The 13,338-nt window shown below is 71.7% G+C and carries 11 protein-coding genes and 1 riboswitch; of the genes, 9 read left to right on the plus strand and 2 right to left on the minus strand.

Annotated features, from left to right (window positions below):
* The first annotated feature begins 108 nt into the window (after positions 1–108).
* Together AB0J93_RS04490 and AB0J93_RS04495 are read left to right on the plus strand one after the other, a co-directional pair.
* On the plus strand, positions 109–2,976 hold the full coding sequence (locus tag AB0J93_RS04490; protein ID WP_363918097.1) for an alpha/beta fold hydrolase: 2,868 nt from the start codon (positions 109–111) through the stop codon (positions 2,974–2,976).
* A complete protein-coding gene (locus AB0J93_RS04495; protein WP_363918099.1) occupies positions 2,976–3,875 on the plus strand; it encodes an ABC transporter permease subunit in 900 nt (299 codons plus the stop codon). Before AB0J93_RS04490 ends, AB0J93_RS04495 begins: the two co-directional genes overlap by 1 nt.
* Before the next feature lie 75 nt (positions 3,876–3,950).
* On the opposite strand, the gene AB0J93_RS04500 is transcribed toward AB0J93_RS04495, so the two are convergent.
* The gene (locus AB0J93_RS04500) at positions 3,951–4,688 is read right to left on the minus strand and encodes a DUF4232 domain-containing protein (protein ID WP_363918101.1); all 738 of its coding nucleotides are present in this window, start codon (positions 4,686–4,688) and stop codon (positions 3,951–3,953) included.
* Positions 4,689–4,890: 202 nt separating this feature from the next.
* On the opposite strand from AB0J93_RS04500, the gene AB0J93_RS04505 reads away from it, so the two are divergent.
* The 5 genes from AB0J93_RS04505 to paaN all read left to right on the plus strand — a co-directional run bounded on the left by AB0J93_RS04505 (position 4,891) and on the right by paaN (position 10,948).
* Complete coding sequence (locus AB0J93_RS04505; protein WP_363918103.1) at positions 4,891–5,337, plus strand: DoxX family protein; 447 nt, start codon at positions 4,891–4,893, stop codon at positions 5,335–5,337.
* 117 nt (positions 5,338–5,454) lie between these two features.
* Positions 5,455–5,590: riboswitch (SAM riboswitch) on the plus strand.
* 9 nt (positions 5,591–5,599) lie between these two features.
* The gene (gene thrC / locus AB0J93_RS04510; protein ID WP_363918105.1) at positions 5,600–6,886 is read left to right on the plus strand and encodes a threonine synthase; all 1,287 of its coding nucleotides are present in this window, start codon (positions 5,600–5,602) and stop codon (positions 6,884–6,886) included.
* 242 nt (positions 6,887–7,128) lie between these two features.
* Positions 7,129–8,148 (plus strand): GNAT family N-acetyltransferase, encoded by a 1,020-nt coding sequence (locus tag AB0J93_RS04515; RefSeq protein ID WP_363918107.1) that lies wholly within the window; start codon positions 7,129–7,131, stop codon positions 8,146–8,148.
* Positions 8,149–8,198: 50 nt separating this feature from the next.
* Positions 8,199–9,218, plus strand: a complete 1,020-nt coding sequence (locus tag AB0J93_RS04520) for a GNAT family N-acetyltransferase (protein ID WP_363918109.1) — start codon at positions 8,199–8,201, stop codon at positions 9,216–9,218.
* 53 nt (positions 9,219–9,271) lie between these two features.
* The gene (gene paaN, locus AB0J93_RS04525; RefSeq protein ID WP_363918111.1) at positions 9,272–10,948 is read left to right on the plus strand and encodes a phenylacetic acid degradation protein PaaN; all 1,677 of its coding nucleotides are present in this window, start codon (positions 9,272–9,274) and stop codon (positions 10,946–10,948) included.
* Between the two features lie 64 nt (positions 10,949–11,012).
* Here paaN and AB0J93_RS04530 read toward each other — a convergent pair whose 3' ends face one another.
* A complete protein-coding gene (locus AB0J93_RS04530) occupies positions 11,013–11,543 on the minus strand; it encodes a GNAT family N-acetyltransferase (RefSeq protein WP_363918113.1) in 531 nt (176 codons plus the stop codon).
* A gap of 212 nt (positions 11,544–11,755) precedes the next feature.
* On the opposite strand from AB0J93_RS04530, the gene AB0J93_RS04535 reads away from it, so the two are divergent.
* Both AB0J93_RS04535 and AB0J93_RS04540 read left to right on the plus strand, forming a co-directional pair.
* The gene (locus AB0J93_RS04535; RefSeq protein ID WP_111217633.1) at positions 11,756–11,959 is read left to right on the plus strand and encodes a cold-shock protein; all 204 of its coding nucleotides are present in this window, start codon (positions 11,756–11,758) and stop codon (positions 11,957–11,959) included.
* Between the two features lie 278 nt (positions 11,960–12,237).
* Positions 12,238–13,140, plus strand: coding sequence for a hypothetical protein (locus AB0J93_RS04540; RefSeq protein WP_363918116.1), 903 nt, complete (start codon positions 12,238–12,240; stop codon positions 13,138–13,140).
* Positions 13,141–13,338: the final 198 nt, after the last annotated feature.

Here is a 13,338-nt window from a genome sequence, read left to right on the forward strand (position 1 = left end):
GACTGGACGCTGTGCGGATGACCTTCGCCGGATGACGATCGGGCTACCAGAACGGACGTACGGCGGATCTCAGCTAATACTCAGGTTTCGGGCCGTACCGTGTGCCCAATGAGATCGCCGTTCTCGGCCGCGCGGATCCGACGTGCCCTGCCCACCGGTCGCCGGGCCGTCGCCGCCACGGCGGCCGTCGTCCTGCTGGCGGCGGCCGTGGTGTGGGCGGTCTGGCCGGACCGGCCGGGCTTCCGTACCGAGTCCGCGATGCTCACCGTCCGGTCCGGACCGGACGGTGACGAGCCGGTCGACCTGGACACCACGTTGTACCTCCCGCGTGACGCCGCCGCCGGCCGCGAGGTGCCGGCGGTCCTGCTCGCCCACGGCTTCGGCGGCACCAAGGAGTCGGTCCGCACCGACGCCGAGGACCTGGCCGACCGGGGGTACGCCGTACTGACCTGGACCGCGCGCGGCTTCGGTCGCAGCGGTGGCCAGATCCACCTGGACAGTCCGGACCATGAGGTACGCGACGCGCAGCGGCTGCTGGACTGGCTCGCCGCGCGTCCGGAAGTCCGCACTGACGCCACCGGTGACCCCCGGGTGGGTGTGGTCGGCGGCTCCTACGGTGGTGCCCTGTCACTGCTGCTCGCCGCCCAGGACCAGCGGGTCGACGCGATCGTTCCCATGATCACCTGGAACGATCTGTCCCGCGCCTTCCTGCCGGAGAGCACCGGCGGCGAGCCGGCCGAGGGTGTGTTCAAGTCCGGCTGGGCCGGCATCTTCTTCGGCGGCGGCGGAAACGTCGGCTCCGGTCCGGCCGGGATCTCCGGCACCGGCGCCGAGACGCCGGAGGGCGCGCCGGGCGCCGGGCCACCCAGCCCCGCCCCGGGACAGGGGCCCGGCACCGCACCCGGTGCACCGACCGTCGGCGGTCTGCCTGATCCCTCCTGCGGACGGTTCGCCGCCGATGTCTGCGCCGCGTACCTGCGCATCGCCGCCACCGGGCGGGGCGACCAGGCCGCCGTCGACCTGCTGCGGCGGTCCAGCCCGGCCGGGGTGCTGAACCGGATCACCGCGCCCACCCTGCTGGTGCAGGGCGCGGCGGACACTCTCTTCCCGCTCGCCGAGGCCGACGCCAACGCCCGGGGCATCGCCGCGAACGGCACCCCGGTCCGGGTCGCCTGGTTCACCGGCGGCCACGACGGCGGTGCGGGACCGCAGACCGACTCCGATCGGGTGAAGTTCCTCACCGCGCAGTGGCTCGACCACTACGTGGCCGGCGACGGTGACGCGCCGGGCGACACCTTCACCTTCTCCCGGATCGCCGGCTTCGACGCGATGGACCGGGGCCTGGTCGCCACCGGGTACCGCACCGACGACTACCCCGGTCTCGGCGGCGACTCCCGCGTCGAGTTGGCTGTGGCCGGCCCGGCCCAGCCGGTGGCCAACCCGCCCGGCGGAAATCCCGCCGCGATCTCCTCGGTACCGTTCGCCGGCTCGCTGAGCTCGCTGCTCAGCGGGGTGGCCGGCGACATACCCGGACAGCACGCCCGGTTCGAGTCCGAGCCGCTGACCGAGGCGGTCGACATCGTCGGTGCGCCGACCGTGTCGCTGCGCGCCGCGTCGAGCAGTGGCGAGGCCGTCCTCTTCGCCAAGCTCTACGTGGTCGACCCGGAAGGGGCGGCCACCCTGCCCAGCGGGCTGATCGCGCCGATCCGGCTCAGCGGCCTGCCGGCGAGCGTCGACGCCGCCGCACCGGTCACCGTGACCCTGCCGGCGATCGTGCACCGGGTGGAGGCCGGGCATCGGCTCCGGCTGGTGGTGGCCACCTCGGACCAGGCGTACACGACGCCGATCGAGCCGGCCGTTTACACGGTGGCGGTCGGCGACACGCCGGTCAGCCTGCCGACGGTCGACAGCGACCCGATCCCCACCGAGGCGGCGCTCTGGCGCTGGATCCTGGTCGGGCTGCTCGCCGCGATCGTGGTCGGCCTCGTCGTGCTCGTGGCCGTGCTGCGCCTGCGGCACCGTCGTCAGGACAGCTCCGTGCATCCGCAGTACGCGGACACCCCGCTGGCCGTACGCCGGCTGCGCAAGGAGTACGCCGACGGCTTCGTCGCGGTCTCCGAGGTGGACTTCGAGGTGCACCCCGGTCAGGTGGTCGGCCTGCTCGGGCCCAACGGCGCCGGCAAGACCACCACGTTGCGGGTGCTGATGGGGCTCACCCAGCCGACCGCGGGGGAGATCTACGTCTTCGGGCACCGGCTGGTGCCCGGCTCACCCGTACTCTCGCGGATCGGCGCGCTGGTGGAGGGGCCGGGGTTCCTGCCGCATCTGTCCGGTCTGGAGAATCTGAAGGCGTACTGGCGGGCGACCGGCCGGCCGGCGGCCGACGCCCACTTCGAGCAGGCACTGGAGATCGCCGGGCTGGGTTCCTCGGTGCACCGGCGGGTGCGTAAGTACAGCCACGGCATGAAGCAGCGCCTCGCCATCGCCCAGGCCATGCTCGGCCTACCGGAACTGCTTGTGCTCGACGAACCGACCGACGGGCTGGACCCACCGCAGATCGCCGAGATGCGCCGGGTGCTCCAGCGGTACGCCACCGACGGTCGGGCGGTGCTGGTCTCGAGCCACCTGCTCGCCGAGGTGGAGCAGACCTGTACCCACGCCGTGGTGGTGAACAAGGGCCGGATCGTGGCCTCCGGACCGGTCGAGGAGATCGTCGGCGACTCGCCGAGCGTGCTGTTCGAGGTGGGTGACCCGACCGCGGCCCGCACCGTGCTCGACGGCCTCGGTGGCGTACGGGTCCTGGACGACGCCGATGGGCAGTTGGTGGTCGACACGAACGGCACCGCCCGCAGCGAGGTGGTCGCCGAGCTGGTCCGGGCCGGGATCGCAGTGGACCGGGTGGTGCCCCGGCGCCGCCTGGAGGACGCCTTCCTCGCCCTGGTGGGCGAGAACTCTCGGGGAAGCGGGGACCGGTGATGGCGGGATCGACTGTCGAGCCGACGCGGGACACGACGACGCTTGCCGCCTCGGGTGCGGCGGCCGGCTACCGGCCCGCCCGGACGCTGCCGTTCGGGGCGGAGTTCCGCCGGCAGGCGTCGCGCCGGCGTACCCAGTTGGCACTCGGCTTCATGGTGCTGCTGCCGCTGATCATCCTGATCGCGTTCCAGTTCGACACCAACGACGACGACAACGGCGGGGGCGAGTTCGGCAGCCTGATCGATCTCGCCACCTCCGGTGGGCTGAACTTCACCCTCTTCACCATCTTCGTGTCGGCCTCGTTCCTGTTGGTCGTCGTGGTCGCGCTGTTCTGTGGTGACACGGTGGCGAGCGAGGCGAGTTGGGGAAGTCTGCGCTACCTGCTGGCGATCCCGGTGCCCCGGGCCCGACTGCTCACGGTGAAGTTGCTTGTCGCGCTCGCGTACTCGGCGCTGGCGCTGATCCTGCTCGCCGGCACCGCGCTGGCCATCGGCACCCTGCGCTACGGCTGGTCGCCGCTGCGCAGCACGGTCGCCGCCCAGTTGGAGCCGGGTGAGGGGCTGCTGCGGCTGCTCGCGGTGCTCGGTTACCTGGCGATCGTCCTGCTGGTGGTCGCGGGCCTGGCGTTTCTGCTCTCGGTGACCACCGACGCGGCGCTGGGCGCGGTAGGTGGTGCGGTGCTGCTGTGGATTCTCTCCAGCATCCTGGATCAGATCACCGCGCTCGGCGCGATCCGGTCGTTCCTGCCGACCCACTACAGCACCGCGTGGCTGGGACTGCTCTCCACGCCCGTGCAGACCGACGACATCGTCCGGGGCACGGTCTCGGCGATCTGCTACGCGACCGTGTTCTGGGGCCTGGCCTTCTGGCGCTTCACCCGCAAGGACATCACCAGCTGAGCGCAGGTCACGAGCGCGTTTCGCGCCGTCCGCGGTGGGCTGTCCCGGCACGGGATCTTGCCGTGCCGGGACAGCTCAGAGCAGCGGCACCGGTGTGGTGGGCGGCGGGTTCGGCGTCGAGGGCGTCGGCTCCGGCGTGCTCGGCTCCCGCTTCTGCCAGGCGCTGACCCCGAGCCGGTCGGTGTTGCCCAGGTCGATCCGCCCCGCTATGACGACCCGTTGCGCAGGCCGGCCGCGCAGCGGGGCGACGTCGAGGTGCTCGGCGTTGGTCGCCACCACGGTCGGGTTGTCGACCAGGTTGCGCCAGAGCAGGGCGGTGCCGGCGGCCTCACCGGGGGCCAGCACCAGCGGCCGGGGTGGATCGTCGAAGCCGGACGTGATTCCTTCGGCACCCCGGATCACCCGGACCGGGATGACCTCGCCGTCCGCGTCCCGCAGTTGCGGCTCCGGATACCCGTGCAGCCGGTAGGGGCGGTCGCCGCAGTTGACCAGTTCCAGGCCCATCGCCCGCAGCCCCATGGCGGCGTTGACGTCGCCGGCGCTGATCCGGACGCCGGAGTCGGGGCAGCCGGACGTCGGGCCGTTGGCCCCGCCGAGCTCGCCGTCCCGGGAGGGCGTACCGCCGAGATCGGCGTCACCGGGCGGCGTACCGCCGGGCCCGCTGGAAGCCGGGACCGGGCCGGGCGGCGCACTTGCGACGTCGCCGACCGGGGCGCAACCGGCGAGCAGACCGAACGCTGCGGCGATCGAGACCGGCACGGCGACGAGCCGACGGCCGCCGGCGGTCGAGCTGCGGACCGTTGTGCGTGGCATCGGTGCATCGTCGCACCCGGCCGCGGCGGCCGATGCCCCCGGCCACCCGCGTCAGCAGCCGATAAGGTTTCCGTCATGGTGCTGCCCCCGGAAGTTTCGGCCGCTAGGATGACTGGGAGCGTTCCCACCAAGAGAGATTGCATCGACAACTATCTATAAGGTCCGCATTCTGGTACCACCACCCCACTCGTAGGAGGTACCAATGCGCACTGACCGGTTCGGCGGGCCGGCTCTGTCCCTGTTCCGCATTGTCATCGGGTTGTTGTTCCTCATTCACGGCATGTCGTCCGTCTTCGGCGTCTTCGGCGGCAACCGTGGCGCCGGCGAGGCGGTGCCGCTCGGCCAGTGGCCCGGCTGGTACGCCGCGATGATCCAGTTGGTCTGCGGCGCCCTCGTGCTCCTGGGGCTGTTCACCCGGCCCGCGGCCCTGCTGGCGTCGGGTTCCATGGCCTACGCGTACTTCGTGGTCCACCAGCCCGACGCGTTGCTGCCGCTGCGCAACAACGGCGAGTTGTCGGTGCTCTTCTGCTGGTCGTTCTTCCTGGTCGCGGTCCTCGGCCCGGGCACCTGGGCAGTTGACAACCTGTGGCGGCGCGGGGCGGCGACGGTCGCCCTGGATCAGGCTGAACCGCGATCCGTCCCGGCCTGACGGCGGTCCTCAGCGGTGCCGGGGCACGCGACGGCGCCGCTGAGGATTCGCTCACAGGCTGGGATTGACCGGCGACGGCCGCGGCCGGATTGCCTAGACTCGGCGATACAACTGCATACCTCATCCAGAGGGGCTGAGGGATACGGCCCGACGACGCCCCGGCAACCACCTCGCGCGCTCACCGTTGAGCGTCCGGCGGGGCAGGTGCCAATTCCGTCCCCGCCGCAGGGTGCGATGCGGGGAAAGATGAGAGGACTTCGACATGACGTCGACGCTCGCCCCGTCCGGCATCGACACCGCCGCCAGCCCCGCCCGTGCCCTGGTCTGCCGTGCCTGCTCGGCCCGCTACCCGCTCGCCGCCCAGCACGCCTGTTTCGAGTGTTTCGGCCCGCTGGAGGTCGACTACGATCCGGCCGCGCTCGCCACTGTCACCCGCGAGCAGATCGAGGCCGGTCCGCGCAATCTCTGGCGGTACGCCGCCCTGCTGCCCGCCGGCCAGGACCCGGCCACCCGGGTCACCTTGGATCCGGGGTTCACCCCGCTGGTGGCCGCCGACCAGCTCGCCGCCGAGTTGGGCATCACCGCTCCGCTCTGGGTCAAGGACGACAGCGCCAATCCCACCCACTCCTTCAAGGACCGGGTGGTGTCGGTGGCGCTGACCGCCGCCCGCGCGCTGGGCTTCTCCCGGTTCGCCTGCGCCTCCACCGGCAACCTGGCCAACTCGGTGGCGGCCCACGCCGCCCGGGTGGGCACGCCGTCCGTGGTCTTCATCCCCAGCGACCTGGAGCAGGGCAAGGTCGTCACGACCGCCGTCTACGGCGGCGACCTGGTCGCCATCGACGGGTCGTACGACGACGTGAACCGGCTCTGCGGCGAACTGGTCGAGACCGACGAGTTCGAGGACACCGCCTTCGTCAACGTCAACGTGCGGCCGTACTACGCGGAGGGGTCCAAGACGCTCGGGTACGAGGTGGCCGAGCAACTCGGTTGGCGGATCCCCGCCCAGGTGGTCATCCCGATGGCCTCGGGCGAGCTGCTCACCAAGATTGACAAGGCGTTCAGCGAGCTGGTCGAGATCGGCCTGGTCGAGGCCCCGGCCGGTGGCTGGAAGGTCTTCGGGGCGCAGTCGGCAGGCTGCAACCCGATCGCCACCGCACTGCACGCGGAAACCGACGCCATCACCCCGGTCAAGCCGACCGGGATCGCCAAGTCGCTGAACATCGGCGACCCGGCGGCCGGGCTGTACGCACTGGAGGCGGTGCGCCGCACCGGTGGCTGGATGGACTACGCCGACGACGACGAGATCCGGGCGGGGGTACGCCTGCTGGCGCGTACCACCGGGGTCTTCGCGGAGACGGCCGGTGGGGTCACCGTGGCGGTGCTGCGCAAGCTGGTCGAGTCGGGCCGACTGGACCCGTCCGCCGAGACGGTGGTGTTCAACACCGGCGAAGGGCTGAAGACACTCGACGCGGTCGCCGGTGAGGTCGGCCCCACCCACCGGATCAAGCCTTCGTTGCGGGCCGCCCGCGACGCGGGCCTGCTGAGCTGACGACGACCAACGGATGAGTAAGCGGTATTTCGCAGGGAGTGAGCGAAACACGCCGCCAGGGACTTGACGACCGCAAACCGACGGCGCAAGATGCTCCGTGCGGGAGGGCGCTTCGCCGTAGACTTTCAGTCTTTACGACCCAGCGCCGGAGGCGTTGTGCGATCGTCCCTCCCGACCAACGTCCGAGCGGGCCAGCGAAAATTCGCTGGCCCGCTCGTCTGTCGCTGGCGCAGGCTGCCGGCATGACCATCACCATCGCCCCTGTCGAGGCCACCGACGAGGTGGCCGTCGAGCAGGCGTATCAGATCGGTGCCGCACAGGTGGCCGCCGATGAGCCGGACTTCCCGCCCCTATGCCGGCGACGATTCACCGCCCTGCTCCGCCATCCGATGCCGGGCTACGAAACCACCATGCTGCTGGCGCGGATCGACGGTGAGCCGGCCGGTTTTCTCCGGCTGGACCTGCCGCAGCTGGACAACACAGAGAACGCCTCCGCTGAGCTGATCGTGCATCCGGCGCAACGCCGCCGAGGCGTGGGCCGCGCGTTGGCCGAACACGGGCTCGGCCTGCTGCGCGGGCGCGGGCGTAAACGGGTGAGTGCGATGAGCCGGGCGGAGCTTGCCGGCGAGCCCGGTCGTCGGTCGCCGGGTAACGCGTTCGCCGTGGCCATGGGCGCGGTCGATGCCCTGACCGACGTGCGGCGGCGCCTCGACACCGCTGACCTCGATCAGGCGGCACTGGACGCGCTGCTGGCCGACGCCCGGGGCCGGGCGGTCGGCTACGAGGTGCTGCACTGGCGCGGGGGCACTCCCGACGACCTGGCCGCCGACGTGGCGTACCTCGACGGACGGCTGCTGGCCGACGCGCCGATGGGCGACCTGGCGTGGGAGCCGGAGCAGGTCGACGCCGAACGCCTACGCGGCACCGAGCTGGCGCTGGAGGCGCGGGGCCGGCGGCGTTACCACGTCGGTGTCCGCCACGAGGCGTCCGGTCGGCTGGTCGCGTGGACGCTGCTGGACGTCGGGGCGTCCGCGGACTGGCACTCGTTCCAGCAGATCACCATCGTCGACCCGGAGCACCGGGGTCATCGGCTGGGCCTGCTTTCCAAGATCGAAAATCTGCGGCACCTGCTCGCCCACGAGCCGGGCGTGCGGGTGATCGACACCTTCAACGCGGCCAGCAACGACCACATGATCGCCATCAACGAGCAGCTCGGTTTCCGGGTGCGGGACCGCTGGAGCAACTGGCAGCTAGACGTGTGACCGGCGAAAACCGGTGGCGGTGGCCGGGCGGTGCCGGCAGGCTCACCGCCATGGACATCGCCGTCACGCCGTACGAGTCCACCGACGAGGCAGCGCTCGACGAGGCGTACCGCGTCGTCGCGGCGGCGCAGGCGGTCGACCTGCCCGACCTGCCGGTGGGGGACCGGGCCGAGTTCGGGCTCCTGGTCGTCCATCCGCCGCACGGCAACGTGATTCACCAGGCGCTGGCCCGGCGGGACGGCGAGGTGGCCGGCCACCTGCGGATGCGGCTGCCGCAACTGGAGAACACCGGCATCGCCACCGTCGAGCTGACCGTCGATCCGGCGCAACGGCGGCGGGGAGTGGGCCGAACCCTGCTGGCGTACGCCCGGAAGGTGGCCGCCGAGCACGGCCGGGAGCGGTTGATCGGTGAGACTCCCGGGCCGCTGCCCGACGGACCGGGGCGGGAAGCGCCCGGGGCGGCCTTTGCGGCGGCGGCCGGAGCGCAGGCCGCGCTGGCCGAGGTGCGACGCCGCCTGGACACCACGCGGCTCGATCAGGCGGCCCTGACCGCGCTGCACGACGCCGCCCGCGCCCGGGCCGCCGGCTACCGGACGGTGGCCTGGCGGGGGCCGGTGGCCGAGGAGTACGTGGTCGACATCGCCCGGCTTGAGAGCCGGCTGCTCACCGACGCGCCGATGGGCGATCTCGCGATCGAGGCGGAGCAGGTTGATGCCGCGCGGCTCCGGGAGATCGAGCGGATCCAGCGGCTGCGCGGCCGACGGCGCTACCACGTCGGCGCGGTGCACGAGGCGACCGGCCGGATGGTGGCCTGGACGATGATCGACAGAGGGCCGTCCACGCCGTGGCACGCCTGGCAGGAGATCACCATCGTCGACCCCGCACACCGGGGGCACCGCCTCGGCCTGCTCGTCAAGGTCGAGAACCTTCGGCACGCACTTGCCCACGAGCCGGCCCTGGCCGCGATCGACACCTGGAACGCGGCGGCCAACGATCACATGATCAGCATCAACGAGCAGCTCGGGTTCCGCCCGGTCGACGCCTGGACCGATTGGCAGCTGACCATCTGAAGTTGTGACAGGCCCCTACTGATCTGAGGGCTTCGTGTTGCATGATGGCGGGCATGACGGAGACCCCGCACCCCCTCTACGACAGGCACGCCGAGACCCTCAACCGTGCGCTGACCGCGATCACGGAGCGGGGGTACTGGTCCGCCTACCCGGAATCACCAAGCCCACGGGTGTACGGCGAGACCGCCGCCGCTGACGGCAAGGCCGCCTTCGAGGCGTACCTCGGCAGGGACTTCCCGCTCGACCAGCCGCATGGTGGCGGCGACCGGGTCGCCACCGAGCACAGCCCGTTCGGCGTCGCGCTGAACGTGCGCTACCCGCACGCCGACGCCGACAAACTGGTCGCCGCCGCGTCGGCGGCGCTGCCCGCCTGGCGGGACGCCGGCCCGCGGACCCGGGTCGGTGTCTGTCTGGAGATCCTCGACCGGCTGCACCGGAACGTCTTCGAGCTGGCCAACGCGGTGCAGTTCACAAGTGGTCAGGCGTTCGTGATGGCGTTCCAGGCCGGTGGTGCGCACGCCCTGGACCGCGCGCTGGAGGCGCTGGCCTACGCGTACGCGGAGATGACCCGGCACCCGGGCACCGCCGGCTGGGAGAAGGCCGCCGGCAAGGGCGACCCGCTGCGGATGTCCAAGACCTTCCACGTGGTCCCCCGGGGAGTGGCCCTGGTCATCGGCTGCAACACCTTCCCGACCTGGAACTCGTACCCGGGTCTGTTCGCCTCGCTGGTCACCGGCAACCCCGTCGTGGTCAAGCCGCACCCGGGCGCCGTGCTGCCGCTGGCCATCACCGTGCGGTACGCCCGGGAGGTGCTTGCCGAGGCCGGCTTCGACCCGAACCTGGTGCTGCTGGCCCCCGAGGCACCGGGCGAGAAGCTCGCCTCGACGCTGGCCCTGCATCCGGCGGTGAAGATCGTCGACTTCACCGGCTCCACCGAGTACGGCGACTGGCTGGAGGCCAACGCCCGCCAAGCGGCGGTGTACACCGAGAAGGCGGGCCTCAACACGGTGGTGATCGACTCCACCGACGACTTCGCCGGGATGTGCCGCAACCTGGGCTTCACGCTGACCCTTTACAGCGGGCAGATGTGCACCACCTCGCAGAACATCCTCATCCCCCGGGAGGGCATCGACACCGACCAGGGGCACAAGAGCTTCGACGAGGTGGCCGGCGGCATCGCCACGGCGGTCGGCAAGCTCACCGGTGACCCGGCCCGGGGAGTGGAGCTGACCGGCGCCATCGTCAACGACGGGGTGCTGGAGCGGCTGGACGAGGTCGCCAAGGTCGGTTCGCCGGTGCTGGAGTCGCGTACCGTCGAGCACCCGTCGTACCCCGAGGCCGTGGTGCGTACGCCGACGATCGTCAAGCTGGACGCCGGCGACACCGAGACCTACTCGCGGGAGTGGTTCGGGCCGATCTCCTTCGCCATCGCCACCGACTCCACCGCGCACAGCCTGGAGATCCTGCGCTCGACCGTGGGCGAGAAGGGCGCGCTCACCGCAGCGGTCTACTCCACCGACGACGCGGTGCTGGACGCCACCGAGGCGGCGGCGATCGAGGTCGGGGTGCACCTGTCGGCCAACCTCACCGGCGGCGTCTTCGTGAACCAGTCGGCGGCCTTCTCCGACTTCCACGGCAGCGGAGCGAACGCGGCGGCCAACTCGGCGTTGACCGACGGGGCGTACGTGGCGAACCGGTTCCGGATCGTGCAGAGCCGCCGGCACGTCTGAGGGGTTGCGCTGGGGGCTCCGGGGCCGCCCCGGAGCCGCCCGGTCCGGTGATCGTCCGTGGGGTCTACGCGGCCCTGCGCATCTGGAGTTCGCGCAGGGTCGGGATGTTGGGGTGCGGGACGCGGACGCCGGTGTCGACGAATCCCAGCCGCCGGTAGGCCCGGTAGGCCCGGTCGTTGCCGACCACCACCTCGAGCATCAGCTCCTTCCGTCCGCAGGCCCGGGACCAGCCCGCCACCCCACCGACCAGATCCGCGAGCAGGCCGGTGCCCCGCCAGCTTGGAGTGATGTAGACGGCGTACAGCACGGTCACCCCCGGCTCGGCCGGGTGCGCCATCCCACCGACGTGCCCGACGAGCCGGCCGCCCGGATCGGCCACGAACTGCGCCGTGTCCGGGCCGGCGGAGACCCGGGCGACCCGGGCGGCGTACTCGGCGTGGGGCCGGGCCGCGGCCTCGGCGATCGTCTCCAGGAAGGCCAGCGGCGCGTCCGCCAGCATCTCCAGGCGTAGCGCGCGCATCCGAGCTGCGTCGGCCGGCTCGACTCGGCGGATGACGGCCCGGCGCACGCCCGTTCCGTCGGTGACGATCGTCATGCCCGCATGCTTATCACAATGACGTACGACGATACGGTCGACTGTAATACGCCCGATTTGTGGTCGTGCGCCGTCGTCACTCCTCGTGTAGCGTGCGATTTCGGTCACCCGTTTCAGCGGTCGTCGACGACTGCCGAAACCGGTGGTTTCCGGGTCCCCGGTGCGCCGGCGACCCGAGGTAGTGGAACGCCGTGCAGAGTGAGGAAAACACCGTGGCACAAGGCACCGTGAAGTGGTTCAACGCCGAGAAGGGCTACGGCTTCATCGCCGTCGACGGCGGGCAGGACGTCTTCGTTCACTTCTCCGCGATCGAGATGGACGGCTACAAGGCGCTGGACGACGGTCAGCGGGTGGAGTTCGAGATCGCCCAGGGCCAGAAGGGCCCACAGGCCGAGCAGGTGCGCGTCATCGCCTGAGCGCCGACCGCCCACCCCCACCGACCGATCGTCGTCGGGGTGGCGTGACCATCGCCGGAGGGGGCTGCGGTGCCGGTGCCCCACAAGGGAAGATCATGGGCCGATCCAGCCGTCGCTGAGGAGATCCCATGTCCGACCAGCCGCCCCCGACAGGTCCGTCCTCCTCGCCTTCGGGTGAGCCGCAGCCGCCCGCCGGATGGGTCGGCCAGCCGCCCCTCCCCGGCCAGCCTCCGTACGGTGTGCCGCCGGCTCATCCCGCGCAGCCGCCCCACGTCGGCATGACGCCGTATCCCGGCCAGCCGGTCTACGGCTGGTACCCCCCGGGCGGCTACGGCCTCGACCCCTCCGACACCCTGGTCACCCCGCCCGGGGCCGGTCTGGGCGGCTGGTTCGCGCGCTGCGTGGGCGCCGCCCGTCGCGGTTGGCGACCACTGTTGCCGATCCTCGTACTCACCCAGGCGCTGCCGGCCGCGGTGCTGTCGGTGCTCGTGCTGGCCGTGGACCCCTCGGCCCGCTGGGACGCCCAACTCGCCAGCGACTCCGCCGCGCTGCCGGCGAACTTCTGGTCCGACCTCGCGACGCTCCTGCTCGTGCTGGTCGGCGGCAGCCTGCTGCTCGGTGTGGTGCAGGCGGTCGGCTGGGCCGCCGGCACCTGGGTGATCAGCCGGCAGGCGATCGGCGAGTCGGTCGGCACCGGTGCCGCGCTGCGTTACGGACTGCGTCGGGCGTTCGGTCTGTGGGGCTGGACACTGCTCATCACCCTGATCGTCACCTTCGGCTTCTGCCTGTGTTTCCTGCCCGGCGTGTACGCGGCGTTCGCGCTGGCCATGGCCGGCCCGGTCTACCTCTTCGAGCGGCACGACCCGCTCAGCAGGTCGCATCGCATGCTGCGGGACCGGCTGGGGCTGCTGCTCGGTCGGGTGGCACTTGTGGGCGCCGCCGTGATCGGCTTCTCGCTGGCCGCGAGCGTGGTCGAGTCGCTGGCGATCCTGCCGTTCGGCGCCACTCCGCTGGACTCGCCGGGTACGGCGGTGGGTGCGGTGCTGACGGTCACGGTGGTCGCGGTACTGACCCTGCCGGCGTACCTCGCGCAGCTGGTCGGGCTCGTTGTCACCTACGCCGAGCAGCGGGCACACGAGGGTCCGGTGAACGCCGCCCAACTGGCGGCCGAACTCGGCTGACCCGGGCCATCGTGCTTGCACTCGGCAGGGCAGAGTGCTAAACAAGTCATTGGCACTCGCATGGCGTGAGTGCCAGCTGGTCGGGACGGTGGGGCCGCGGTCGCGCTCGTGACATAACCACGGGTGGGGCACGTGGCCGGTCGTCGCGGGCTATCCGGCCCGGCCGAGGAGACGTCGCCGTCGCCAGGTGGCGACGTC

The organism is Micromonospora sp. NPDC049374, from assembly GCF_040677165.1.
GTDB lineage: Bacteria > Actinomycetota > Actinomycetes > Mycobacteriales > Micromonosporaceae > Micromonospora.